The following is a 25,089-nucleotide window of genomic DNA, read 5'->3' on the forward strand; positions in this document are numbered from 1 at the left end:
TTTTGGGCTCCGATGGTTGCGCCGCTTTCAGGGGAAATCTCAAATACAATGTGAAAATATGAGTAAACAAATCGCGGTATTGCTGCTGCTGGGCTGGGGCCTGGTGGCCTGTGCCCAAAGCTCCAAGCCGTTTGCCGGGGCCAGCCTGGTGTTTCAGTGGGTGGAGGGCACCCCCCTCACCAGCCTGATGCTCCAGGCGGGCAGCTACAACTTTGGCGGAGGCTATGGGGCCAGGGCCAATGTGGGGATTGGGGTGAGCCCCAACTTTTTGGAACTCGGGGCCGACTTTTTGCTGCCGTTTGGGGCGGGTCGGCTGCTGCCCTACGGGGGATTTGGGGGTAACTGGGTGGGCCTGGGCGCCCTGAACTTTTTTGGCATTCGGGGTCTGGCCGGCATCAACTACAGCACCGCCAGCGACGCGGGTTTGTTTGCCGAAGCGGTTCCGACCCTCTATCTGGCCAGCGATGCCACCGGCATTTACGGAACGGCGTTCGGAATCCAGATTCGCTTCGGGGTCAACTACCTTTTTTGAGACGGCCCTGGATTTCTGTTGCGGGAGCTACACCAGGGTAGGAAAAAAGGGTCGTAGGCTGTAGCGAAATGGACACCCGTCAGGCGCTTTTGCAAAAGGCCCGCAAAGCGTTTGCAGAGCGCGGGTATGCTGCAACCAGCCTGGAAGACCTGGCCCGAACCCTGGGTTTGAGCAAAGCGGCGGTGTACCACCACTTCGCCTCCAAGCGGGCTTTGCTGGAGGCTTTGCTTGAGGAGGGTTTCCAGGAAACCCAACGGGCGCTTTCGCGACCCGGTACCCTGCGCGAACGCCTGATGGCCATGGCCCTGGCCTACCGGGGGCAGGTAGAACCGCTGACCGCCCTCATGACCGCCCACTCCAGCCGCCGGGGCGGCGATCAGGAGGCGGTACAGCTGGCTCGAGAAGCGATGCGGCGGGGCATTGAGCAACTCGCCAGGGTTCTGGACGAAGCGGCGCCCGGACACGGGAGGGCGCTGGCGGTGGTGTTTGCCTCCATTGTGCATGGGGCCTACATGACCGCCCAGCACATGCCCGGCTTCTCGGCGGAAGGGCTTGTGCAGGAGGGGGTCGAGCTGTTTGTGCGGGGGTTGCCAGGGTAAGGCTATTGGGGCGCCTGTGGTTCGGGCTGCCGGATGGGCCGACCTCCAGACATTGGCTCCCGACCTGCTTTTCCCTCGCGGAGCGTGTGGTCATACCGGTAGCGATGCTGGAGAGAGCGGGGGTGGGCCGGGTGAGGGGACTTGACCTGGATTTGGCGGCCTGCGAACCGCGCCTGGGCCTTTGCCCGCGGGTCGCGCGCTTCACAGGCGAGGCTGCCCATCCAGGCCCACTGCTCTGTTCAGGACAAAGTTTTCGCGGACTCGAGTGGCTCACAATATGCGAAGAGCGCTCCAGGCTCCTTTCCAGCCGGAGTCTGCCAGAATAGGCCCATGGCCCTGGTGCTGCTAATCGAAGACGATAGAGGGGTGCGTGAGGCGTTGCGTCTGGGGTTGGAACTCGAGGGCTACCGGGTTCTCGAAGCGGCCAGTGGTTCGGAGGGGTTGCGCCGGCTGGCCGAGGGCCCGGATCTGGTGGTGCTGGACGTGCTGCTGCCGGGGGGCGATGGATTCGGGGTGCTGCGCGAAATTCGCAGGGTCAGTGCGGTGCCGGTGCTGATGCTGACCGCCTTGGATGAGGTGGAGTGGCGGGTCAAGGGCTTGCGTGAAGGGGCCGACGATTACCTGGTCAAGCCTTACGCCCTGGCCGAGCTGGTGGCCCGCCTCGAGGCCCTGTTGCGCCGCAGCAAGCGCGACGAGGAGGTGCTCTCCTACGCCGATGTACGCGTTTTCCCGCGCAGGATGGAGGCCCGCCGGGGGGAGCGGCCACTGGAGCTCTCACCCAAGGCCCTCCAGCTTTTGCAGTGTTTTCTGGAGCACCCCGAGCACCTTTTGCCCAAGGAAACCCTGATGCAGCGGGTCTGGGGCGATGAGGTCGAGCCCAACACCCTCGAGGTGCACCTTTCGGCGTTGCGGCGGGCGCTGGGCGAGCCTCCGCTGCTGCACACGCTGCGGGGGCACGGCTATATCCTGAAGAAATGATGCAGGCTTCCGGGCCGACTGCTGGCCCCGATCCCCGGCACCCCAACTTTTTCCCATGACCCTGCGCCTACGCCTCCTTTTGTGGCTTCTGTTGGCCCTGGGGTTGCTCCTGGTGCCCCTGGGGGGTCTGACCGTGCAGCAGGCCCAGCGCACCGTGCAGGAGACCCTCGAGCGGGCGGCCCTCTCCAGGCTTGGTTTTCTGTTGAGCCAGGGGCGGGTGCGCATTCAGGATCTGGCCCAGGTGGTGCAGGAGTTCGGCGGGGTGGGGTTTATCCTGAGCGCCCAGGGCCGCATCGCCTATACCGACCTGGGCGATTATGCGCTGCCCGAGGGCCTCGAGCAGGCGCTGGCTCGGGGCCAGAGCTTCCGCCAGATTCAAAACAACTGGCTGTGGGTGGCCCTGCCCGGCGAGGAGGGGGGATTGGGCCTGGGCACGCCGCTGGAGGAAGTGGCCGCCCTACCCCAGCGCTTGCTCCGGGCCTATCTGGGGATTGGCGGGGTGCTGGCCCTGCTGGCGTTTGCGGTAGGGGCCTGGGGCCTTTCCCGCTCGCTGCGCCCGCTGGACACGGTTTCGCGCGAGCTGGCCCGGCGCAGTGCGGAAAACCTCGAGCCGCTCCCAGCCCCCCGGCTGCCCGAGGCCCGCCCGGCGGTCCAGGCCATGAACGCCCTGATGGCCGAACTCAAGACCGCCCTGCACCGGCTCAGGGTGCAGGAGCAGGCGGCCCGGCGCTTCGCCTATGGGGCTTCGCACGAGTTGCGCAACCCCCTGACGGCCCTCAAGGGGTATCTGGAGGTGTTGCAGCGCCGGCCCGAGGAACCCAGGGCCGCCGAAGGCGCCCTGCGCGAGGCAGGTCGCATGGAGTCGCTGCTGGAGGGTTTGCTGACCCTGGCCCGGTTGGAAGGGCAGGGTCGGGTTCCAGCGCAGCCCCTGGACTTGAGGGGTTTCCTCGAGCCATCCGGCGTGCAGGTTGAGGGAAGCGGGTGGGTGGAGGCCGAACCCAGGCTGCTCTCGATTGTGCTTGAAAACCTTCTCCAGAATGCCCAGAAGCACGCCGGCGGCCTGGAAAAGTGGGTGCTCGAGCCGGCCCAGGATGGCCTCTGGCTGTGGGCCTGTGACCGGGGCCCCGGCTTTGCACCCGAGGTGCTGCCCCGGGCCTTCGAGGCCTTTGTCAAGCACGACCCGAGCGATGGGGTGGGGCTGGGCCTGGCCCTGGTGGCGGCGGTGGCGCGGGTACTGGGGGGAACGGTGCGGGCCGAAAATCGCCCGGATGGAGGGGCCCGGGTCGGGGTCTGGTTGCCGGGGGCCAGGCCACCCTGACCGACTTCCACCTTCAACTGCGGAGCCCCCGGCCCGCAATGCCAAACCCCCACTGGCTGAAGCAGGAGGGTGTGCGCTGGTTTTCCCAAGCCCCTGGCTGATTCGGCCCTGGGAGATTGGGAATAAACCCCCGGCGTTCATCCTTTGGGGTTCCCAGGCCCGCCCCGCCTTGAGCTTTGGGCCTTCAGCCCTTAGCCTGAGGCCGGGATGCAGACCGATACCACCGCGCGGCTTCTAATTACCTGCCCCGACCGGCCCGGCATTGTGGCCGCGGTCTCGAATTTCCTCTTCAACCACGGGGCCAACATCACCGCCCTCGACCAGCACTCCACCGACCCCGAAGGGGGGCTTTTCTTCATGCGGCTGGAGTTTCAGACCCCGCACCTCGATGTCTCGAGGGAAATCCTGGAAAAAGCCTTCGCCGAGCGGGTGGCGGCCCGCTTCGAGATGGACTGGCGCATCGCCTACGCCGCCGACTTAAAAAAGGTGGCCATCCTGGTTTCCAAATACGACCACGCCCTGCTCGAGCTTTTGTGGCGGCACAGCAACCGGGAACTGCCCTGCCGGCTCACCCAGGTCATCTCCAACCACGACGACCTGCGCCCGGAGGTCGAGCGCTTCGGCCTTCCCTACCATTTTGTGCCGGTAGACAAAGACCGCAAAGAGGAAGCCGAGGCGAAGATGCTGGAGCTGCTCGAGGGCTCCGACCTGGTGGTGCTGGCCCGCTACATGCAGATTCTGACCGCCGGTTTTGTGGCCCGCTACCCCAACAAAATCATCAACATCCACCACTCGTTCTTGCCCGCTTTTGTGGGGGCCAATCCGTACAAACAGGCTTACACGCGGGGCGTGAAGATTATCGGGGCCACCGCCCACTACGTGACCGAGGAACTCGACCAGGGGCCCATCATTGAGCAGGATGTGGCTCGAGTCTCGCACCGTCACGACGTGGCCGAGCTAGTACGGCTGGGGCGGGATTTGGAGCGTACCGTGCTGGCTCGGGCGGTGCTGTGGCACTTAGAAGACCGCATCATCGTGTACGGCAACAAAACCGTGGTGTTTTCATAATTGCACTTCACACCGTCTTCACCGTGCTTAGCTACACTGGGGGAAGGAGGTTTTTGAGATGTCTATGAGAACTGCTTCGATTGCCCTGGGACTTCTGCTGGCCATAGGCGGAGGGGTGGCCTGGTTCAACCTGAGCAAGAGCCAGAGCCCACTCCCGGCCTCGAGCGAGCCGCAGGCGCAGGCCCAGGTGCCATCGCTTGACCAGAACCGAGCCTTGCTGGAGAACGAACGCAACACCGTGGAGGTGGTGCAGCGCAGCGGGGATGGGGTGGTGTTTGTGGCGGTGCGCAGTGCCCCCCAGGCCGGGCGCGACTTTGGCTTTTTCTCGCCGTTTTTGCAGCCCCAGCCGCAGGAGGGCTCGGGTTCGGGCTTCGTGCTCGACCAGGAGGGTCTGATCCTGACCAACTACCACGTCATCGAGGGGGCCGACCAGATCACGGTACGCTTTCACAACGACCCCAAAAGCTACCCTGCCCGGGTCGTAGGCCGCGCCGAGCCGCTGGACCTGGCCCTGATCCGGGTGCAGGCCCCGCGCGATCGGCTCAAGCCCATGCGCCTGGCCGACTCCGATCAGGTGCGGGTGGGGCAGAAGGCCATTGCCATGGGGAACCCCTTTGGGCTCGAGTTCACCGTGACCGAGGGCATTGTCTCGGCCATCCGGCGCAACCCCAACGACGGCAGCGGGAGCGGCAAGGGCGCGTTCGTGCCCACCGTGATCCAGACCGACGCGGCCATCAACCCCGGCAACTCGGGCGGGCCGCTGCTCAACTCCCGCGGCGAGGTCATTGGCATCAACACCTTTATCTACAGCACCACCGGGGCTTTTGGCAGCGCGCAGTCGGCGGGCATCGGCTTTGCCATTCCCATCAACCTGGCCAAGCAGTACCTGGCCGACCTCAAGGCCGGCAAGGATATCACCGCCGAGGAAATTCTGCGCTCCCGACCCCGGCTGGGCGTGACCCTCTCGGCCCTCTCGATGGGCGAGTACCCCGAGAACGTGCGCCGCCAGAACCGGCTGCCGGATACCGGCCTGATGATTCAGCAGGTTGAGCGGGGCGGCCCCGCCGAGCGGGCGGGCTTGCGGCCCGCGACCCGCACGGTGCAGCTTCAGCTTCGCACCGGGCAGGTGATCGAGCTGGGGGTCAATGGCGATATCCTGCTCGAGGCCGACGGCAACCCCATCACCAACATCAACGACCTGCGGGCGGTGCTGCTCTCTAAAAAGCAGGGCGAGGCCGTGAACTTGAAGGTCTGGCGGGATGGCCAGACCCGCGAGGTGCGGGTGGTGCCGCAGGTGATTCGCTAGCCCTTGGCTAGGGGCTCCACCGCCAGATAATCGCGCCGAAAAGGCGGCCAAACCCCGGATTTGACCCATGCCCCACGGGCCTCGCGCCGTGGGGCGTGCGCCCCACATTGGCTTTCGTCCAGGTTGCCTATACTAAGGCCCATGAGGCGCTTCCTGGCGGTTGTGGTGCTGGTCTGTGCGGGGGCCCTGGCCCAGTTCGACCCCACCCGGCAGTGGTTTACCCTGCAAACCGAGCACTTCGACCTGCACTACCATACAGGCCTCGAGCGCGTGGCCAGCGAGGCCGCCATCCACGCCGAAAACGCCTACCGGCTGCTCAAAACCGAGTTCGAGGAGCCGCCGGGCCGCATCAGCATTGTGCTTTCGGATGTGGGCGACGTGCTCAACGGCTTCGCCAACCCCGCCAACAACGTGGTGGGCATTTTTACCGGGCAATTCCGCAGCTCGGATTTTTTCAACCCCCGGCTTTCGTCCTGGTGGGAGACGGTCATCTTCCACGAGCTGGCGCACATGTTCGACCTCTCGCAGGTGCGGGGCCCCCTCAAAGACCGCACCCGCATCTTCGGGCAACTGCCCGCCCAAAGCGCCATCAAGCCCTTTCCCTTTGTGGAAGGCACGGTGCTCTACTTCAAGCACAAGAAGCTGGGCGAGTCGCGCCTGAACGACGCCACAACCCGCATGGCCCTGCGCCAGATGGTGCTTTCGGGCCGGTTTCCCAGCCTGGACGAGATTCGCCAGTCTTACAGCAGGTCAAGCTGGCCCTACCTGGGCTTTCTGGTCTACAACTACAGCGCCTGGCTGGTGCAGTACCTGGAGGTGCGCTTCGGCGAGGATGCCTACCGCCGCTTCACCGAGGCCAACGCGGGCATGCTGGCCACCAAAGACTTCAACGAGCCCTTCCTGAAAGCCTTTGGGGTCTCGCTCGACCAGATTTACAGTGACTTCGTGCGCTGGCTGCCCGGCCAGTTCCAGGACGAAATCGCCCGCATCCGGGCCGCAGGCCTGACCCCGGTGCAAAAGCTCAGCCACCTGGGCTTCTTCAGCGAGGGCGCCACCGACTCCGCCAATGGTCTGGTGTATTCGCACGCCTCGCCCCTGCGGAGTGGGCTGCGCCTGATTGTGAACGAACGCGAGCGCGAGCTGCTGAGCGGCCCGGCCCAGTCCCCGCAGTGGTCGCCCGATGGGCGTTACCTGCTCTTTACAGCCAGCCGCGCTGCCGGCCCCTATTTTGTGGGCAGCGACCTGTACCAGTACGACCGTCTGGAAGACCGGGTCAAGCAGCTGACCAAAGGGGAGCGGGTCTACTACGCCCGCTATGCTCCCGATGGCAAAAGCATCTTCATAGCCAAGAACACCCCGGACGGCTCCACCGAGCTAGCCCGCTATTTCATCGAGCTGGAGCGCACCCAGCCGCTGCGGCGTTTTCCCTTCCAGGACGGGGTGATTCACTCTTTTGCGGTCGCGCCCGATGGGGCGTCGCTCATCCTGTCGCTCTTGCGGCGGGGGGGCTTTCAAGACCTCTACCGCTACGTGCTGCAAACCGGGGCCCTCGAGGCCCTGACCCAGGACCAAAACGTGGACAGCGACCCGGTCTTCAGCCCCGACGGCCAGTACGTGATCTACAGCAGCGATGTAAACCGGGTTTACAACCTGTACGCCTACCGCCTGGCGGACGGCGCGGTTTTCCAGGTGACCAACCTGCTCACCGGGGCCTACCAGCCCACCCTTTCGCACAGCCAGCAGCAGCTTATCTTTAGCGGCTACGACGAAACCGGCTACAACCTCTACCAGACGCCCTACAACCCCAGCGCCTGGAGGCGGGTGGAGCTGAAGCGGGAGCCTCTGCCCCCCTTCGAGCCTGCCGGGCCCGCCCAGGGCCAGCGCTACGACCCCTTGCGTTACCTGCGCCCCCTGTACTGGCTGCCCCTGGCCGGGGTGGGGGTGGATGGCTTTGGTCTGAACGCTTTTTTGGGGGTTTCCTTTGGGGCTTCCGACCCGGTGGGCATCCACGCCTACTCGGTGGGGGCCGGGTTCGACAGCAACCTTCGGGGGATTTTCTACGACGCAGCCTACCAGTTTGCGGGCTTGGGTTTTCCCATCACCCTGCAAGCTGTGGGCTCGGGGCGCGATAATGCCCAGGGCATCGGCACGTCGTTCTGGTCGCCGCAGGGCAGCCTGGGCTTGCAGTACGTGCGAACAGATGTGCTCGAGCCCGCCCTCGACCCCAATCAGAACACCGTCACCCACGCTTTCTCGGTGCGCTTGAGTGGGGCCAGCAGCAGCGCCAGCGACCTGTTTCGCGCGCGCAGCAGTCTGAGCGCGGTGGGGACGGCCTTTGTGCGGGAGGGCAGCCCGGACTGGCGCTACAGTGTGCGCGGGGCTCTGGGGTTCCAGTTCCGCCTGCCGCTGGAAGCCACCCACCTGATTGGATTGCGGGTAGGGGGCGGTTGGACCAGCTCGCCCCTGGGCTTCGACGCCTTCGACCTGGGCTTCGTGCCGCTGGTGGTGGGGAGTGCGCCGGTGCTGGCGGTGCGGGGCTATGGGCCGGGCCAGCTGCGCGGGCAGCAGGCTCTGGTGGGGTCGCTGGAGTACCGCCTGCCGCCCTGGAGCATCGAGCGGGGGCTGGGCAACTGGCCGCTCTTTTTTGACGACCTGAGCCTCTCGGTCTTTGTGGACGCGGGGGTGGCTGGCTCGCCTGTGAACTGGAACCGAGTGCGTTTTGCGCTGGGCGCGGAGCTGCGGCTGGGCCTGACCCTGTTTTACCTGGCGCCGGGCTCGAGCGTGGCATTGGGAGGGGCCCAGGGGATAGGGGAGTCGGGGCCCCGGTTTTACCTGAACCTGATTTTGCCGGGGTTGTAGAGCGCTCTTCACAAAATAGAGCCATCCGGCAGCAAGAGTCCTTTGTCCTGGACAGAACCATGGCCGTCTGGACGGGCGGCCACGTCTGTGTAGGGCGCGATAGCTCCGTCGGTCAAACAAGACTTCTTCAAACGCCCTGACTTTCGATGCGGGCAATTCAGACGTGCCCTGGAGTCGCTGTGTTCTCCGTGAAGTTTACCGAACGGCTGCCCGGCGATGGTGGTGCGGGTTTTGGCGTCAGGTAAAGGTCAAACGGGTTCTGAAACTGCACTGATGCACTCGCGAAATGCTCTACAAGGCGAGGCATCACTGTGTCGGTAGAGCGACGAGAAACCCCTTGGATCAGAGCCAAACCCCAGACCCGCTTCAGAGGAGGGGAGGGCCTCGAGGCCACCCTGCTGGTGGTTCCGGGGGTGGCCCTGATGCTCCTCTTTATCGTCTGGCCCACCCTGAACGCTTTCTGGCTTTCTTTTCACCGCGAGAACCTGCTGGGTACGAGCCGGGAGTGGGTGGGTCTGGCCAACTACGCCGAGATGTTCCGCGACCCCGCCTTCTGGCGCTCGGTGGGGGCCACCTTTGTGTTTGCCGCCATCGTGGCGCCGGTGCAACTCGTCTTGGGGCTGGTGGCCGCGCTGATGGTGGCCCGGCCCTTTCCGGGGGTAAACCTCTTCCGTACCCTCTTCTTCCTCACCACCGCGGTGCCTACGGCGGTGGCGGCGGTGGCCTGGGGCTGGTTCCTGCACCCGGTAGGGGGCACCCTGAACCGTGCGCTCGAGGCCATTGGCCTCTCCCGCCAGCCCTGGCTCACCAGCCCCGAGCTGGCCCTGCCCGCCCTGGCCGTGGTGACCGCCTGGGCCGGGGTGGGCTTCACGGCCATCCTGCTCACCGCAGGCTTGCAGCAGATTCCCGAGGAACTCTACGAGGCCGCCCGCATTGACGGGGCGGGGAGCTGGACGCAGTTCTGGCGCATTACCCTGCCGCTGTTGTCGCCCACTTTGTTCCTGGTAGCCCTTCTGATTCTGCTCTCGAGCCTCACCGCCTTCGGCCAGATTCACCTGCTGACCCGCGGAGGGCCCATGGAGAGCACCACGGTCTGGATCTACCGGGTCTACCAGGATGCCTTCTTCAACTTTCGCTTCTATTACGCCTCGGCCCAGGCGGTGGCTTTGTTCCTGGTGCTTCTGCTGCTGGCGGCCTTGCAGTTCCGCTTCTTCGGACGGAGGGTGCATTATGGTTAGCCTGCCCCGCTGGCTGGCGCGGCCCCTCTTTTACCTGGGGCTTGCGGTGTACGCCTTCCTGCTGGTCTTGCCCCTGCTGAACCTGTTTGCGGCCAGCTTCAAGAGCGACGGCGAACTGTTTGCACCTGGGTTCTGGCCGGCGAACCCCACCCTGGAGCCCTACCAGGAGGCCCTGCAAAAATACCCGCTGGCCCGCTACCTGCTGAACAGCCTGGTGGTGGCCCTGGGCACCACGCTGGGCGTGCTGCTTCTCTCGGCCACCCTGGGCTACGCCCTGGCCCGCATCCCCTTCACCGGGCAGGGCCTCCTGTTCGGCTTTGTGGTGGCCATGCTGCTCATTCCCGGCGAGGTGACCTTCCTGCCGCTTTACCTGCTGGTGCAGCAGCTCGGCTGGCTGAATAGCTACACCGCCCTGATTGTGCCCTTCATGGCCTCGCCGCTGGGCATTTTTCTGTTGCGCCAGTTCATCAAGAGCCTGCCCCAGGATCTCTTCGACGCAGCCCGGATTGACGGGGCAGGGCACTTGCGGATGCTCTGGCACGTGGCCCTTCCGCTCGCAGCCCCGGCCCTGGGGGCCCTGGCCGCCCTCACCTTTTTGGGCTCGTGGAACATGTACCTCTGGCCCCTGGTCACCATCAACCGCAGCGAGATGATGACCGCCCAGATTGCGGTGGCCCAGGTGCAAAACGTAGAGGTGACGAGCTGGAACGTGGTGGCGGCGACGGCCATCCTGGTTTTGTTCCCAACCCTGGTTGCCTTTCTGCTCGCCCAGCGCTTCTTCGTCCGGGGGATTGCCCTGGGTGGGCTAAAGGGATAGAGGAGGCAATGATGAAAAGAGTAATCCTGCTGTTGGCGCTGGCCCTGGGAAGCCTTTCCCTGGCCCAGCAACGGGTAACCATTGACTTCTGGCACTCCATGGGCGGGGTGCTGGGCGAGGCCACCGAGGCCCTGGTCAAGGACTTCAACGCCTCGCAGAACCGCATCACCGTGCGCAGCCAGTTCGTGGGCTCCTACGACGACGGCCTCAACAAGCTGCGGGCGGCTTTGCAGGCCGGGGGCCAGGGGCGGCCCAATGTGATCCAGGTCTACGACATCGGGGCCCGCTTCATGGCCGACTCGGGCGCGGTGCTGCCCCTGGAAGACCTGGCCCGGGCCAACAACTTCGACCTCTCGCAGTTCGTGGCCCAGCCGCGCAACTACTACAGCGTGGACGGCAAGCTTTACGGCCTGGCCTTCAACTCCTCCAACCCCATCCTCTACTTCAACGCCCAGGCCCTCGAGCAGGCTGGCATCCCCTACCGCAACACCTGGAGCCTGGCCGACCTCGAGGCGGCAGCCCGCAAGCTGACCATCAAGGATGCCTCCGGCAAGACCACCCGCTTTGGCCTGACCATCCCGATTGATAGCTGGTTCATGGAGCAGTTCAGCTACAACTCGGGGCAGTTCTTCTGCAACAACGAGAACGGGCGCCGGGCCCGGGCCACCGAGGTCACCTTCAACAACCCCGCCGCAGTGGCCTTCCTGGATACCTGGGCGCGGCTGGTGCGCGAGGGGGTGGCGGCCAACACCGGTCGCAACTGGGCCGACAGCCAGAGCCTCTTCGCGCAGGGCAACGCGGCCATCGCCATCTACTCCACCGCCTCCCTGACCGGGGTGCTAAGGCAGGTGGGCAACCGCTTCCCACTGCGCACGGCTTTCTATCCCTACCTGAATGAACGCAACGGCACCGCCATCGGGGGGGCTGCGGTGTACCTGATTCGGGGCTTTGGCGAGGAGCAAACCCAGGCCTCCTGGGAGTTCATCCGCTATCTGCTGCGCCCCGAGACCCAGGCCAAGTGGATCATCGGCACCGGCTACTTCCCGGTGGTTCGGGGGGTGACGGAACTCCCCAACGTGCGCCAGGCCTATGTGCGCCAGCCCAACTACACCACCGCCCTGCGGCAGCTCGAGACCTCCAAGGTTAACACCGCCTCGGCGGGCTGCCTGATGGGGGGCTTCACCGAAATTCGGCAGATCGTGCAGTCGGCCATCGAGGAAGCCTTGCGGGGCAAACCGGCCCAGCAAGCCCTGGACGAGGCCAAGCAGCGGGCCGACCAGGTGCTCGCCCGCTACAATGCCAGCGTGAGGCAATAACCGAGATTTTCGTGTGGTCGTGGGGCGCAGAAGCCCCACGGCCCTTTTTATGGGAGTAGCTTCAGACCCAGCTTGGGTGGGTCGGTGGGGTAGAGGTTGCCCAGCGCCACCACCGCGATCCGAGCGCCGCCGCGCCTGCCGGAGAGCTGTGAGGCCAGGCTCACGAACTCCTCGAGGGCAATCCCCCCCTGGGCCAGCTTTTCGGGAACCCAGCCGGCCTCGGTGAGCCGGTTTTCGGCCACCTGGCTCAGGGCATTAAACTTGCGCCGCATCTCGCTCATGCTGGCCGGAAGCACCAGTACCGTGCTGGCCAGTATCTCGCCCTCGGCGAAGGCCTGCTCGCGGGCCCGGTACTCGATGACCACCCGCACCCGCCCCTCGGCGCTGATGCTCTGGATGCGGGCCAGAAACAGACCCGGCTTGAGGTTGCTCAGGTTGGGGTTTTCGACCACCTCGAGGCCCCGCAACCCAATCAGGCGCACCCGGTTGTCGGCCCGTCGGGTGACCTCGCCCAGGGCTGCTTGTTCGTTGCCCGGCTGCACCAGCTCTTCGGCCAGCAGGTTCATGGACAGGCTTCTGTCCAGGCTGGCCACAATCAGCCGGTTGCGTTCGCGGAGCTGCTGTATGTCGCGCTGGGCCTCCAGCAGCTTGCTTCGAAGCTCACTGTTCTCGCGCTGGAGGCTTTCTAGAATTTTGCTGTCATCGCCCTGGGGTGCCTGGGTGGGGGCACCGCCTCCCAGTACGGCCACATCGCCCTCGAGGTTGCGCTTGTCGGTCTCGAGCTGCCGCAGGCGGGCCTCGAGCGCCTGGGTTCGGCTCTGCAGGCTGGCCAGGCGGGCCTTGGCTTCCCGACGTGCCTTTTCCAGCTGTTCCTTTTCGGCTTGCAGGCTCAAAAGCCGGCTCTGGGCGTTGCGACTTGCGGTCTCGAGTTCGCTTAGCTGGCGCTTGGCCTGGGCCGCCTGGGCCAGCAGCTGGTCGCGTTCGCCCAGCAGCTGGGCCTTCTCTTGCTGCAAGGTGGCCAGGGCTTGTCGCAGCGGCGCCTGGGCCTGACGAAGCGAGTTGCGCTCGGATTGGAGCTTTTCCACTTCCAGACGCAGCTTTTCACGCTCAATCAGGGCTTCCTCGAGCTCCTGGCGGGTTCGGCGCTGGAGCTCCACGTTTTGCTCGAGCTGCCGGGCCAGCAGGAGGTTGTTTTTCTCGAACTCATCGCGCTCGGTTTTGAGTTGCTCATTTTGAACGAAGGTGGAGGCAGCCCGGCTTTCCAGGCGCTCGACCTCGGTGCGCAGCCGGTCGCGCTCCTGCCGGACCGCCTCGGCCCGCAGGATGGTCTCGCGGGCATCCCGCACCAGCAAAAAGAAAGCGCCAAAAGCCCCCAGGCCAATCAGCACCCCCGTCGCCACCGCAACCAGGGTGGCCGTGGCCTTGGGACGCAGGCCCAGGAACCGCCAGTGGCGTTTGCCTACCCGTTTGGCCACCAGGTCGCCCACATAGGCCACCAGGCCCGCCACGAGCACCAGAAGAATGAGGATGGCCCAGAATGTCATACCGATGTCTCAGGAAAGGGTTTGGATGGGCAATGCTAGACTCGAAACCTGCAATGGCTCACAACTCATACTCGTCACCCAGGTAGTGCATACGCACCCCCGAGTCGCGGGCGAACTCCTCCGGCGAGCCCTGGAAGGCCATCTGGCCGTCGTACATCAGGTAGATGCGGTCGGCAATGGCCAGGGTCTCGCGCACCGAGTGGTCGGTGATGAAGATGCCCACCCCCCGCCGCTCGCGCAGCTCAGAGATGAGCTTCTGGATGTCGTGCACGTTTTTGGGGTCCACGCCGGTGAAAGGCTCGTCCAGCAGGATGAAGTCGGGGTTGGTGCACAGGGCGCGGGCAATCTCGAGCCGCCGCCGCTCCCCGCCCGAGAGGGTGTAGGCGTACTTGTCCTTGAGGTGGGCGATGCCCAGTTCCTCCAGTAGCTCCTGGGCCCGTTTGGTTCGTTCGGTTTTGGAGAGGGGCTGAAACTCCAGCACCGCCAGCAGGTTTTCCAGCGCGGTCATGCGCCGGAAGGCCGAGGGTTCCTGGGGCAGGTAGCCCAGGCCCTGCCGGGCCCGCTTGTACATGGGGAGCCGGGTGATGTCCTGCCCGCCCAGGCGAATCTGCCCGGCGTTGGGCTCAATAAAGCCGACCAGCATGTAAAAGGTGGTGGTTTTACCGGCCCCGTTGGGGCCAAAGAGGGCCACAATCTCGCCGCGCGTGAGTTCCAGGCTCACGCCCCGCACCACCTCCCGCTTGCCGTAGCGCTTGACCAGCCCGGTGGCCTCGAGGCGGGTGGTCGGGCTGGAGAGGGGGCCAGCACTCTTTTGCAATGCCGCTTCCATCTACCCCAATAGGGTAGCACCCCCCGCTAAGTCGGCTGTGAGAGGAATAACCCAAAGGGAGCCTGTGGCTGAGAGCCGAACGCCTAAAGCCGAGAGCGGAAGGCTGGTGCACACCATATGCCCACCGGGGCAGGGTTCTCTGAGGCTTGCCGTGAACTGAGACTCGCGACATGGGACATTGCTCAAAAGAGCGCCCATCCCCCCGCAGCGACCAGCAGACCGAACCCCTGGCTTTCCGCTTTGGGCCTGGGGCCTTAAGCTATCGGTTATGGTTGTGACGCGCATCGCTCCCAGCCCCACCGGCGACCCTCATGTGGGTACGGCTTACCAGGCCCTGTTCAATTATGTTTTTGCCAAACAGCACGGGGGAAAGTTCATCGTCCGCCTCGAGGACACCGACCGCACCCGCTACAACCCCACCTCGGAGCGGCGCATTCTGGAGATGCTCGAGTGGCTGGGGCTTTCCCCCGACGAATCCCCCACCAAGGGCGGCCCCAACGGCCCCTATGTGCAGTCGCAGCGCCTGCACATCTACCGGCAGCACGTGCAGCAGCTCCTGGAAAAAGGAGCCGCCTACCGGGCCTTCGACACCCCCGAGGAGCTGGCCGCCGCCCGCGAGGCCGCCCGCCTGGCGGGAAAGCAGGAGCAGGGCTACAACCGCCGCTACCGCGACTACCCGGCCCAGGAGGCCGAGCGCCGGGCCGCCGCCGGAGAGCCGCACGTGGTGCGGCTCAAGGTGCCCCTGGAAGGCAAAACCGTAGTACACGACCTGCTGCGCGGCCCCATCGAGTTCGACAATGCGGCCTTAGACGACAAGGTGATCCTCAAGGCCGACGGCTACCCCACCTACCACCTGGCCGCCATGGTGGACGACCACCTGATGGGCGTGACCCACGTGATCCGGGCCGAGGAGTGGATTACCAGCACCCCCTTCCACATCCTGATTCTGCGGGCCTTTGGCTGGGAGGAGCCGGTCTGGTGCCACACCCCCCTGCTGCGCAACCCGGACAAGTCCAAGCTCTCCAAGCGCAAGATGGACACCAGTGTGGACAGCTACCGCGCCCAGGGCATCCTGCCCGAGGCCCTCTTGAACTACCTGGGCACCATGGCCTGGAGCATGCCCGACGGGCGGGAAATTTTCAGCGTTCAGGACATGATTGAGCACTTCAGCCTGGAGCGCATCAGCCTGGGGGGGCCGGTCTTCGACCTGAACAAGCTCCGCTGGATGAACGGCAAGTACATCCGCGAGGTGCTGAGCCTGGACGACCTGGCCCAGCGGGTCAAGCCCTTTCTGGAGCGGGCCGGGCTATCCTACCCCTCCGAGACCTACCTGAAACAGGTGCTGGAAGCCATGCGGGCCCGCTTCGAGACCCTGCAGGAGTTTGTGGACAGGTCGCTTTACTTCTTCAGCGAAGCCTACCCCATGCAGGAAAAAGCCCTGGCCAAGCTGCGCGAGGGGGCCGCCTTCCTACCCGAACTGCGCGAAAAGCTGGCCTCGCTGCCCGACCTGCTGCAAGACCACACCGAGCCCCTGCTCAAGGGCTTCGCCGAAGCCAAAGGGGTGAAGGCGGCGGCGGTGATGCAGCCCCTGCGGGCGGCCCTGACGGGGAGCCTCGAGACCCCCGGCATGTTCGACCTCCTGACCCTGCTGGGCAAGGAGCGGGTGCTGAAGCGGATTGAAAAGGCCATGGAACTGCTCCAGAGCTGACCTTTCGGCTTCAGATTCTGCCACGACGAGCAGAGCCGTGCCCTAGCCGTAGGCGGGCAGACTGCCCACTGGCCGCGGCCTACACATCCCAGTAGTCGTCGGGATACGGCAGCCCCACGGCCTGGGCGAAGGCTTGGAGCCCCAGCCGGTCGGGGGCTTCCAGGTGGTAGCGGAAGTTCCACAGGTAGTGCTGCATCAGCCGCTCGGGCACCTGCAGGCGCTGGGCCTCGGTGCCGGCCACGGCGGCCAGGTTGCCCAGCCCCAGCGAACGGGCGGCCCGCAAGCGCCGGACGATTTCCGGGGGTGGGGGGGCCGTTTTGCGGGTGGCCCAGACCGCAAACACGAAGGGCAGCCGGGTCTGCTCGAACCAGCGCATGGATAGGTCGGTGATGCGAATGCCCTCGACCTGGGTGGGCACCTGGTGCACCGACTCGGGGATGATGGAGAGCAGGCCAAAGTAGGTGGTGATGGCCCGGTCGCCAATCAGCAACACCCCGTCGTAGCGCTCCAGAAGCTCGAGCCCCCCCTGCTCGGGGGTGCACTGGGGCTTCAGGCCGTCGGCTTCCAGCAGGTACTGCAAGAGCCGCACCGAGGTGGCGCTCTCGGTGGTCAGGGCAATGCGTCTGAGCTCGCTCCAGGGCTTGCGGTGAAACAGGTTGACCGAGTACACCGGCCCCAGGTCGGCCACGCTGAAGTCCGGCAGGGGCCTTAGCCGGTCGGCGTTTTCCAGGTAGAAGTACGAAGAAACCAGGCTCAGGTCCACCGAGCCTTCCAAAAGCCAGCGGTTGAGCTCGGTGGGCACGCCGTAGCGAAAGGCCACCCCGTCCCCTTCCTCCAGAAAGTGGTAGAGCGGCGCAGTGTTGGCGTAACGGGGAACGCCCAGGATGTACATAAGCAAAAGGCCAAAAGCTAGCTGGAAGAGATGGCCCTGGGCCTTGGGCCGTCGGCTTTCGGCGGGGGGTCGTAGATGCGTAGCTCGTTGTACAGCGCGTCCCGCTCCACCGGCACGCGCCCGGCGGCTCGAATGAGCTCCACCATCTTCTGGCGGGAGAGGCCCAGGGGCGAGGTGGCCCCGGCGGCGTGGGCAATGTGCTCCTCGATGATGGTGCCGTCAATGTCGGAGACGCCCCAGTCGAGCGCAACCTGCACCAGGTCGGAGGAGATCATCACCCAGTAGCCCTTGATGTGGTCGAAGTTGTCGAGGTAGAGCCGGGCTACGGCCAGGTTGCGCAGGTCGTCTAAGCCGGTGGTGAACTCGGTCTTGCCCAGGTTGAAGGCCAGCGCATTGGCGTCGGGCTGGAAGGCCAGGGGGATGAAGCTGTAAAAGCCCCCGGTCTCGTCTTGCAGCCTGCGCAGGCGATCCATGTGGTCGAGGCGCTCCTCCAGGGTTTCGATGTGCCCGTAGAGCATGGTGGCGTTGGTGCGGATTCCCAGGCTGTGGGCCTCGCGGTGGATTTGCAGCCACTTCTCGGCCTTGACCTTGTTTTTGGCGATTTGCTTGCGTACCCGCTCGGCGAAGATTTCGGCCCCGCCCCCAGGGAGGGCCACCAGACCGGCCTCTTTGAGCTCGCGCAGCACCTCGAGGGTGGGTTTTTTGCTGATTTTGGAGAGGTGCTCAATCTCGGCGGCGGTGAAGGCCTTCACCTGGATACCGGGGAAGTTTTCGTTGAGAGCCCGCACCATCTCGGGGTAGTAGCTCCAGGGGCGGTTGGGATGGTGGCCGCTGGACATGTGCAGCTCGGTCAGGCCCGGCTCCCACTTCGCCCGCACCTTGGCGACCACCTCCTCCACGCTATAGTCCCAGGCCCGCGCATCGCCTTTTTTGGCGGCGAAGGCGCAGAAGGTGCAACCCACGTAGCAGATGTTGGTGAACTCTAGCCGCAGCGAGTGCACGAAATAAGTCTTGTGGCCGTGCTTGCGCTCGCGCACCCGATTGGCCATCCACATCAGGGTGTTGTAATCGGGGGTGCGAAAGAGCACCAGGCCCTCGTCGAAGGTCAGGCGCTTCCCCGCCTCGACTTTCTTCAGGATGGGCAGGAGCTCAGGGTCGCGCACCAGGGGAGTCAACCTCGAGGCACTGTGGACGGTAGGGGCCGCACTCATCAGACACAATCCTAACACTGCCCGGTTGTGAAACCTGGTACTAGGCTGACGATTGCGGGGTCAACCGGCGTAGACGGGGTGAGGCTGGGTGGAACTCCGCACCACCAGGGTGGGCTCGAAACGCCGGGCTCGAGGGCTGCCTTTGTAGCCCCGGATGCGCTCCAGGAGCATGCGGGCGGCCTCGGCGCCCATCTCCTCGATGGGCTGGGCCAGGGTGGAGAGGCCCTTGGCAGCCGTCCAGGGGTGGCCGTCGAAGCCCAGCAGGCGCACCTGCTCGCCGATGGCGAGGCCCTGCCGTTCGGCCTCCTCCAGCACCCCCAAAGCCAGCAGGTCGGCCCCGGCGAAGATGTTGAAAGGGGGTTTGGCCAGCCGCAGAAAGTGTTGCAAGGCCAGCCGGCCCCCTTCGGCAGAGAAGCGCGAGACAAACACGTGGGCGCTGGGCAGGGGCTTGCCTGCTTTCCGAAGCCCTTCCCGGAAGCCCTCGATGCGCTCCTGGCCCACCGTGTTTTTCAACACCTTGTCGAGTTCTTCTTGGACCTGGATGGCAAACATGGCGCCGGGGAACTGGGCTAGGTGTAGGGCGGCCATCTGCCCGCCCAAGCGGTTGTCCATGAAGGCCGAGTCATATCGAGGGCTGTAGGCATCCACCAAGACCACCGGGCGCTCGGTGGGGAACTTCTGATCGGGCAGCAGGTGCGCGAGGCCCTGGGAGGAAACCAGCAGGCCATCGGTCTGGTAGGCCAGCGAGCGGCTTTCCAGATAGCGCTCGAGGCGGCTGGGCGAAAGAATAGGAAAAAGCGCGATTTCGTAGCGCTCTTCGGTCAGAATATGCTCGATGCCCTCGAGCAGGCGGTTGTAAAACTCGGTCGAAATCACCGGAAGAACAAACGAGACTGTGTAGCTTCGTCCTCCGGCCACCCGCCTGGCATGGGGGTTGGGGCTGTAGCCAAGGTTTGCCATCGCGGCGAGCACCCGGTTGCGGGTCTCGGGTCGTACCGAGGGGTGGTTGTTGAGCACCCGGCTGACCGTGCCAATACCGACCTTGGCAAGATGCGCGACTTCGTGGATGGTAGGTTTGCGTTTGGCCACAGCACGTTCCTTTGGGGTATGGAAGCGTTTTCTTTCAGAAACCGAACCATAGTTTATCACACCCTCTGGACTACGGAAACACCGCATAAAACCACGGTCTGACCAGGGAACGCCCTGTTCGGAGCGCCGCCTGCTCACCCGGCGAGTCCCGCTAAAGTTTCTGGGTTATTCGATGTTCTAAACCAACTTGGCTTGGACACTTTGCAAACATTGGGTAGGGCGTGTTCTGGGACTCGAGGGCAGGTTTTGAAGAGCCACTACCCACCTCCAACCACCTGCTCTCGCTTTGTGCATCCTTGCACGTTGCTTGTACGCCTGAAGCTGGTATGAGCCCTCGCAACCGAGGGAAAAGTGGCAAATGAGAAAGTCCTGGGATATAAAGCGGTGGATATGGACGTTGGGTGGGTAGTGGTGGCCTATCTGGTGGGCTCACTCAGCTTTGGTCGAATTGCCGGTGTTCTGAAGGGGGTCAATCTGGCCGAGCGGGATACCCCCGGGGCCAGCGGCACTTTTCGCCAGCTGGGGGCCGGGTGGGGAATTGCGGTGGCCCTGGCCGATGTGCTCAAGGGGGTTCTGGTGGCTTACCTGGGCCAGTGGGCTCAGGCGGCCTGGGCCATGCCCCTGATGGGGGCGGCGCTGGTCGCGGGCCACAACTGGCCCATCTATTTTGGTTTTCGAGGAGGGGGCGGCATTGCGCCCACCCTGGGTTTTTTTGGCTTTTTGTACCCCAGCATTACCTGGGTGGCGGTTGGCATCGGTCTGGCCGTGGCGGGCCTGTACTGGCAGCTTTACTGGAAAAACCATCCGCAGCGCCTATACCCCATTCCAGTGGGGGCCATTGTGGGCTACCTTTATGCGCTGGTGGCCTTCTGGCCCACAGGGGCGGGGTTCTGGTCGTTTTTGCTGGTAAGCCTGGTGGTGGCCGTGCGGGGCCTGGGGCTTCTGCGGCGAAGCCGATGATCCGGGCTCTTGCAAGGTTGCTGTGCAATTGGGTTCAGGGCCCCCTCACCCGGCGATGCCCATCGCCACAGCCAAAGCTCAGCCATTCAACACCGACCTGGAAGTGACTGCTTTTACACAGTCGTAAAGATACCCAACACACCCCCCACAGATTCCAAAGGGTGATAGCCCTCAAGCCCCTCCCTATCGCCCAGTAAGCGTTGGGGGGTATCGGACAAGACCCGCCATCTCCCCCACGAGATAGGGGCGGAACAGAGCGAGTCCAGGCTCGGATTTACCTGAATTGCTCACCGTGCGGGTGTGGCTGTACGGGCTTTTGTACGGCACCGTTTTTACCTCTTTGATTGCGAAGCGGGGGTGTTGGGGATGGTCGTGCATCCAGGTTTCCGGGGCTTTGCCGACCGGGTTTCGCTGGGCTTTGCTCCTTGCCGATTGGTGAAATAGCTACTTTGCCTGCGGTACGAGCGGTGAGGGGGCAGGGCTTGGGGGTAGGGGACAGGTGTTGAGACCCATGGCCCACCTCCGGCCACCGGCTCTCGCTTGGGTATCCTTGCTTGCGCGCCTGAAGTTGGCATGCCTGGCCCATGTGACCCCAGAGGCCCCGCTTGCTAAACTGGCGCTTGTGCGGATTGTTTTTGCCGAGAGTATCGAGTACACCCTGGGGGCCCGCGACTTGTTGAGGGGGGTAAGCCTGGAATTGCGCCACGGTGACCGCCTGGCCCTGGTGGGGGCCAATGGCTCGGGCAAGACGACCCTGATGCGCCTTTTGATGGGGGAACTCCAGCCCACCGCAGGCCGCATCCACCGCACGGAAGGGGTGCATCTGGAGCTGTTGCCCCAGGACCCCTATTTCAGCCCCGACGACACCGTAGAAAGCGTGCTCAGGCGCGGGCTGGCCCGAATACAGGCCATGGAAGCCGAGCTCGCCCGCTTGGAATCCCACCTGGCCGACCCCGAGGTTTACCGGCGCTGGGAAGTCCTGCACGGGCGCTACGAGGCCATTGGGGGCTACCAGCAGCGCTCGCGCTACGAAGCCGTTCTGAAGGGGTTGCGCTTCGAGGGACGAGAACAGGAGAAGGCCAGGGTGCTTTCGGGCGGGGAGGCCCGGCGGCTGGCGCTGGGCGCTTTGTTGCTCTCGGGCTCGGATGCGCTGCTCCTGGACGAGCCCACCAACCACCTCGACCTCGAGATGGTGGCGTGGCTGGTCAGTTTTTTGCAGTCCTTCGGGGGCGCTACGGTCACGGTCTCGCACGACCGGCAGTTTCTCGACCAGGTGACGGCGCGTGTGGCCTGGCTGCGCAAAGGCAGGCTCCGGCTCTACGAAGGCAACTACTCGGCCTTTCGCCGCGAACGGGCTATGCAGGAGGAGCAGGAAGCCCGCGAATATGCCAACTGGCTCAAGGAAAAAGAGCGGCGGGAGGGCATCCTGGAGCAGGCCCGGCGCTGGGCCCACAGCAGCGCCAAACATGCCAGGCGGCTGCACAGCCTCGAGGCTCGCCTGGAGCAGTTTATGCAGGAAGCCACAGAGGCGCCCGAGACCGACGACCCAGGCGTGCGGATTCGCTTTCCCATTGAAAAAGAGGTCACCGCGGAGCGCATCCTGGAAGGCTGGAACCTGGAAAAAAACCTGGGGGGGCGCTTTTTGTTCCAGATTCCCCATCTGCTGGTTCGGAATGGGGAGCGCATTGCCCTGATCGGGCCCAACGGCGCGGGCAAGACCACTTTGCTCAGGGTGCTTCTGGGCCTGCTGCCCTCCGACCACCCGGCGGGCCGGGTCAAAACCGGGCCGGGGGTAAGGGTGGGGTACTACGACCAGAAGTTATCGGGTTTCGACCCCGAGCTCACCCTGTTCGAAACGCTCTACCGGGTGCTGGGTGAGAAGGCCCATGCCGCGCTGGGGGGCTGGAGGTTTCCTTACGAGGCCCAGTTCAAGCAGGTCAAGCAACTTTCGGGGGGTGAGCGGGCCCGGCTGGCTTTGCTTGCGCTTTCGTTGCAGCAAGCCAGCCTGCTGGTGCTGGACGAGCCCACCAACCACCTCGACCTCGAGACGGTGGAAGCCCTCGAGCAAGCCCTGGGAAATTATCCGGGCACCCTGCTTCTGGTCTCGCACGACCTCTTTTTTCTCAACCAGCTGGCCACCCGCACCTGGCATCTATCTGAAGGGCAGTTTGCCGATTACCCTGGCCCACCCGGCGAGTACTTTGAGCGCCGCAAGGCCGCCCTGCCCAGGAAGCCCGAGCGCCCGGCGTCGGGCCTCGAGGGTCGAAACCCCACCAGGGCCCCCAGGGCCAAAGGGCGTTGGCACCTGGAACGCGAGAAGGAGCGCCTGGAATCCGAAATCGCCGAACTCGAGGCCCAGCTCCAGGCCGTCTCGGCCCGGGCCAACCAGCCGGGCCTGCACCACCGCGAGTACGCCCAGATTGCCCAGGAACAACAACAGTTAGAAGCCGCGCTCGAGCAGACTTTTACCCGCTGGGCCGAGGTGACCGAGGGGCTCGAGGGCCTGGCTTGAGTGCGGTGTGCAGTCGAACTGCCGACGAGCGCAATTCCAGACTCGGTTTGCCGCCTTGGCCCGGCAGCGGCGGGCCATACCGCCCCTTGAATCGGGATGCGCTGGCTAGGCCGACCCTCCGGCGCACAAAAGATAGCCAGTGTATCGTATGTTTTTTGGAATCAACGCACCAGTGTTGCAAACGTTTGGAGCGGTAAGGCCGGGAGACCGGGGTCAAGACCCCCGACCTACCTCCGACCACCCAGGCTTGCCTTGGACATCCTGGAAAGTTGTTTGAACGCCCGAAGCCGATTGTGCTTGATTGTCCTAGCACAATCGGTTCACTTGTACCTTCCCCTGGCTCGAGGCCAGTGCATATAATGCCCTCCATTCAACGGAGGGCCTATGGGGATGCGGGTCAAGCTTCGGCATGACAAACATATGGCTTTATACCGCCACATTGCCGAGGAGTTTCGCACCCGCATCGCCAAGGGTGAACTGCCCCCCGGCACCCGACTCCCCACCGTGCGGGCCCTGGCCCGTGAGGTCGGCACCACCCGCCTGACCGTTCACAACGCCTACCGCGAGCTACAGACCGACGGACTCATCGAGTCGGTGGTGGGGCGGGGTACCTTTGTAAGCGCCCAGGTGCAGCCCATGGCCCAGCCCAGCTTTAGTGAGCGGCTGGAGCCCGACCTGGTGCTCTCTGACCTGCACCGCTTACAACAGGCCAAGGTGCTGCACAACCTGGCCCTGGCCACCGCCGACCCGGCTTTGTTCCCCTATCAGGCCTTCTGGGCCTGCCTGGAGGGCCTCAAGCCTCTGGCCCGGGAGGTCTTTGGCTACGGTTCGGTGATGGGGGAGCCCGAGCTCAGGGTTTCCCTCAGCGAGCTACTGGAGCAGCGCGAGGTGAGGGCCGACCCCGAAGAGGTGCTGGTCACGGTGGGGGGCTTGCAGGGGTTGGCCCTGGTCTGCCGGGCCCTGGCCGAGCCGGGCGAGGAAGTGCTGCTGGAAGAGCCGACCTACCTGGGCTTGCTGGGCATCCTCAAGCAGTTCCGCTTGAAGCCCTTGCCGGTGCAGCTCGATGCGGAAGGCCCCCGGCTGGAGGTGCTCGAGGCGCTTTTGAAGCGACACCGCCCGCGCTTTTACTACACCATCCCCAGTTACCACAACCCCACCGGGCTGCGCTTCCGGGAAGAGCGGCGGAGGCGGCTTTTGGAACTGGCCCAGGCCCATGGCTTTACCCTGGTCGAAGATGATACTTTGGGCCTTCTGAGCTACGAGAAGCTGCCCCCCACCCCGCTTCTGGCCCTGGCCCAGAAGATGGGTCTGGAGGCCCAGGTCGTTCATCTGGCCAGCCTTTCTAAAGCCCTGATGCCGGGGCTGCGCATCGGCTATCTGGTGGCCTCTCCGGCTCTGCTCGAGCGCTTCATCCCATTGCACAACGTTTCCGACATCACCGGCCCCCCGCCCCTGTTGCAGCGGGCCACGGCCCAGTTTATTCGTCAGGGCGGGCTCAAGCAGCACCTGAGGCAGGTGGTGCCCATCTACCAGAAGCGCCGGGACGTGCTCTTGCGGGCGCTGAAGCGGCATATGCCCGAAGGCGTGACCTGGAGCTACCCCGAGGGGGGGTTCTCTTGCTGGGTCGGTTTGCCCCGGCTCTTCTCGAACCTCGAGCTGCACCACCAGGCGCTGGCCCGGGGGGTAGCCATCACCCCCGGCGAGGCTTTTCTGGTTCAGGCTGACCAAACCATGCACTTTCGGCTCTGCTTTGGAACCGAGACCGCAGAGGGCCTGGAAGAGGGGGTGAAAGAGCTGGCTGAACTCATCCGTGCGCGGGTCTCCAACGAACAGGCTTGAAGCGAGCTGGCGGGAGGTGGCTCAAATGGAAAACAAACCCAAAGAGGTGCGTGGGGCACACTACGTAGACGTAGACAACACCTATTTAGAAAAACGGCGCCTGCGCAAGAGCGCGGGCTGGGTGCTCTTGTGGGGCCTGGGGGTCGGCGCGGTCATCTCGGGCGACTTCTTCGGCTGGAACTTTGGGCTGGCGGCAGGGGGCTTTGGCGGGCTTTTGCTGGCTACTTTGGTGGTGGCGGTGTTGTACGTAACCATGGTGCTCTCCATCGCCGAGCTCTCCACCGCCCTGCCCCATGCGGGAGGCTTCTACTCCTTCACCCGCAACGCCTTTGGCCCCAACTGGGCCTTCCTCAACGGCGTCACCGACCTGATCGAGTACGTAATCACCCCGGCGGTGATTGTGGTGGGGATTGCGGGCTACATGAACGCCCTGATTCCGGGGGTGCCGGCCTGGGTCTGGTGGGCGGTCTTCTA

Annotated in this window: 20 protein-coding genes; 15 read left to right on the forward strand and 5 right to left on the reverse strand. The window is 64.6% G+C overall.

The annotated features are described in order from the left end of the window. Window positions 1-58: 58 nt before the first annotated feature. The 10 genes from NZN28_RS04605 (at window position 59) to NZN28_RS04650 (ending at window position 12,031) form a co-directional block, all read left to right on the forward strand. Window positions 59-532, forward strand: coding sequence for a hypothetical protein (locus tag NZN28_RS04605; RefSeq protein ID WP_295395614.1), 474 nt, complete (start codon window positions 59-61; stop codon window positions 530-532). Window positions 533-600: 68 nt separating this feature from the next. Continuing rightward, window positions 601-1,131, forward strand: a complete 531-nt coding sequence (locus NZN28_RS04610) for a TetR/AcrR family transcriptional regulator (RefSeq protein ID WP_295395616.1) — start codon at window positions 601-603, stop codon at window positions 1,129-1,131. Between the two features lie 330 nt (window positions 1,132-1,461). Next, window positions 1,462-2,109 (forward strand): response regulator transcription factor, encoded by a 648-nt coding sequence (locus NZN28_RS04615; protein WP_295395617.1) that lies wholly within the window; start codon window positions 1,462-1,464, stop codon window positions 2,107-2,109. A gap of 55 nt (window positions 2,110-2,164) precedes the next feature. Continuing rightward, a complete protein-coding gene (locus tag NZN28_RS04620; RefSeq protein WP_295395619.1) occupies window positions 2,165-3,427 on the forward strand; it encodes a HAMP domain-containing sensor histidine kinase in 1,263 nt (420 codons plus the stop codon). Between the two features lie 207 nt (window positions 3,428-3,634). After that, on the forward strand, window positions 3,635-4,495 hold the full coding sequence (purU, locus tag NZN28_RS04625) for a formyltetrahydrofolate deformylase (protein ID WP_295395622.1): 861 nt from the start codon (window positions 3,635-3,637) through the stop codon (window positions 4,493-4,495). A 58-nt stretch (window positions 4,496-4,553) separates the two neighbouring features. Further along, entirely contained in the window at window positions 4,554-5,801 is a 1,248-nt protein-coding gene (locus tag NZN28_RS04630) for a trypsin-like peptidase domain-containing protein (protein ID WP_295395624.1), read from the forward strand. A gap of 141 nt (window positions 5,802-5,942) precedes the next feature. Further along, entirely contained in the window at window positions 5,943-8,660 is a 2,718-nt protein-coding gene (locus NZN28_RS04635; RefSeq protein WP_295395626.1) for a hypothetical protein, read from the forward strand. 422 nt (window positions 8,661-9,082) lie between these two features. Further along, window positions 9,083-9,898, forward strand: coding sequence for a carbohydrate ABC transporter permease (locus NZN28_RS04640; protein WP_295395648.1), 816 nt, complete (start codon window positions 9,083-9,085; stop codon window positions 9,896-9,898). Then, a complete protein-coding gene (locus tag NZN28_RS04645) occupies window positions 9,891-10,715 on the forward strand; it encodes a carbohydrate ABC transporter permease (RefSeq protein WP_295395628.1) in 825 nt (274 codons plus the stop codon). The genes NZN28_RS04640 and NZN28_RS04645 overlap by 8 nt, the downstream gene beginning before the upstream one ends. Before the next feature lie 8 nt (window positions 10,716-10,723). Then, entirely contained in the window at window positions 10,724-12,031 is a 1,308-nt protein-coding gene (locus tag NZN28_RS04650) for an ABC transporter substrate-binding protein (RefSeq protein WP_295395629.1), read from the forward strand. 47 nt (window positions 12,032-12,078) lie between these two features. Here the strand turns inward: NZN28_RS04650 and NZN28_RS04655 are convergent, their stop codons facing one another. Both NZN28_RS04655 and lptB read right to left on the reverse strand, forming a co-directional pair. Continuing rightward, window positions 12,079-13,575 (reverse strand): DUF3084 domain-containing protein, encoded by a 1,497-nt coding sequence (locus tag NZN28_RS04655; protein WP_295395630.1) that lies wholly within the window; start codon window positions 13,573-13,575, stop codon window positions 12,079-12,081. A gap of 58 nt (window positions 13,576-13,633) precedes the next feature. Next, window positions 13,634-14,404, reverse strand: coding sequence for an LPS export ABC transporter ATP-binding protein (gene lptB, locus NZN28_RS04660; protein ID WP_295395631.1), 771 nt, complete (start codon window positions 14,402-14,404; stop codon window positions 13,634-13,636). A 268-nt stretch (window positions 14,405-14,672) separates the two neighbouring features. Here lptB and gltX point away from each other — a divergent pair, with 268 nt between their 5' ends. Next, window positions 14,673-16,112, forward strand: a complete 1,440-nt coding sequence (gene gltX, locus NZN28_RS04665) for a glutamate--tRNA ligase (RefSeq protein WP_295395634.1) — start codon at window positions 14,673-14,675, stop codon at window positions 16,110-16,112. Between the two features lie 79 nt (window positions 16,113-16,191). Here the strand turns inward: gltX and NZN28_RS04670 are convergent, their stop codons facing one another. From NZN28_RS04670 to NZN28_RS04680, 3 genes are read right to left on the reverse strand one after another with little or no spacing between them, the layout of a single operon-like run. After that, window positions 16,192-17,004, reverse strand: coding sequence for a menaquinone biosynthetic enzyme MqnA/MqnD family protein (locus NZN28_RS04670; RefSeq protein WP_295395636.1), 813 nt, complete (start codon window positions 17,002-17,004; stop codon window positions 16,192-16,194). Window positions 17,005-17,021: 17 nt separating this feature from the next. Continuing rightward, on the reverse strand, window positions 17,022-18,215 hold the full coding sequence (gene mqnE / locus NZN28_RS04675) for an aminofutalosine synthase MqnE (protein WP_295395638.1): 1,194 nt from the start codon (window positions 18,213-18,215) through the stop codon (window positions 17,022-17,024). A gap of 60 nt (window positions 18,216-18,275) precedes the next feature. Next, window positions 18,276-19,304, reverse strand: coding sequence for a LacI family DNA-binding transcriptional regulator (locus NZN28_RS04680; RefSeq protein WP_295395640.1), 1,029 nt, complete (start codon window positions 19,302-19,304; stop codon window positions 18,276-18,278). Window positions 19,305-19,694: 390 nt separating this feature from the next. Between NZN28_RS04680 and NZN28_RS04685 the strand changes: the two genes are divergently transcribed. From NZN28_RS04685 to NZN28_RS04700, 4 genes are all read left to right on the forward strand, one after another. Beyond that, window positions 19,695-20,264: a glycerol-3-phosphate acyltransferase gene (locus NZN28_RS04685; RefSeq protein ID WP_295395642.1), complete on the forward strand. Its 570-nt coding sequence runs from the start codon at window positions 19,695-19,697 to the stop codon at window positions 20,262-20,264. 622 nt (window positions 20,265-20,886) lie between these two features. Continuing rightward, on the forward strand, window positions 20,887-22,776 hold the full coding sequence (gene abc-f, locus NZN28_RS04690; RefSeq protein ID WP_295395645.1) for a ribosomal protection-like ABC-F family protein: 1,890 nt from the start codon (window positions 20,887-20,889) through the stop codon (window positions 22,774-22,776). A 420-nt stretch (window positions 22,777-23,196) separates the two neighbouring features. Further along, the gene (locus NZN28_RS04695) at window positions 23,197-24,615 is read left to right on the forward strand and encodes a PLP-dependent aminotransferase family protein (protein WP_295395646.1); all 1,419 of its coding nucleotides are present in this window, start codon (window positions 23,197-23,199) and stop codon (window positions 24,613-24,615) included. 25 nt (window positions 24,616-24,640) lie between these two features. Continuing rightward, window positions 24,641-25,089: amino acid permease (locus NZN28_RS04700; RefSeq protein ID WP_295395647.1), on the forward strand; the 449-nt coding region annotated here is incomplete at its 3' end.

It is taken from the genome of Meiothermus sp. (assembly GCF_025056915.1).
GTDB lineage: Bacteria > Deinococcota > Deinococci > Deinococcales > Thermaceae > Meiothermus.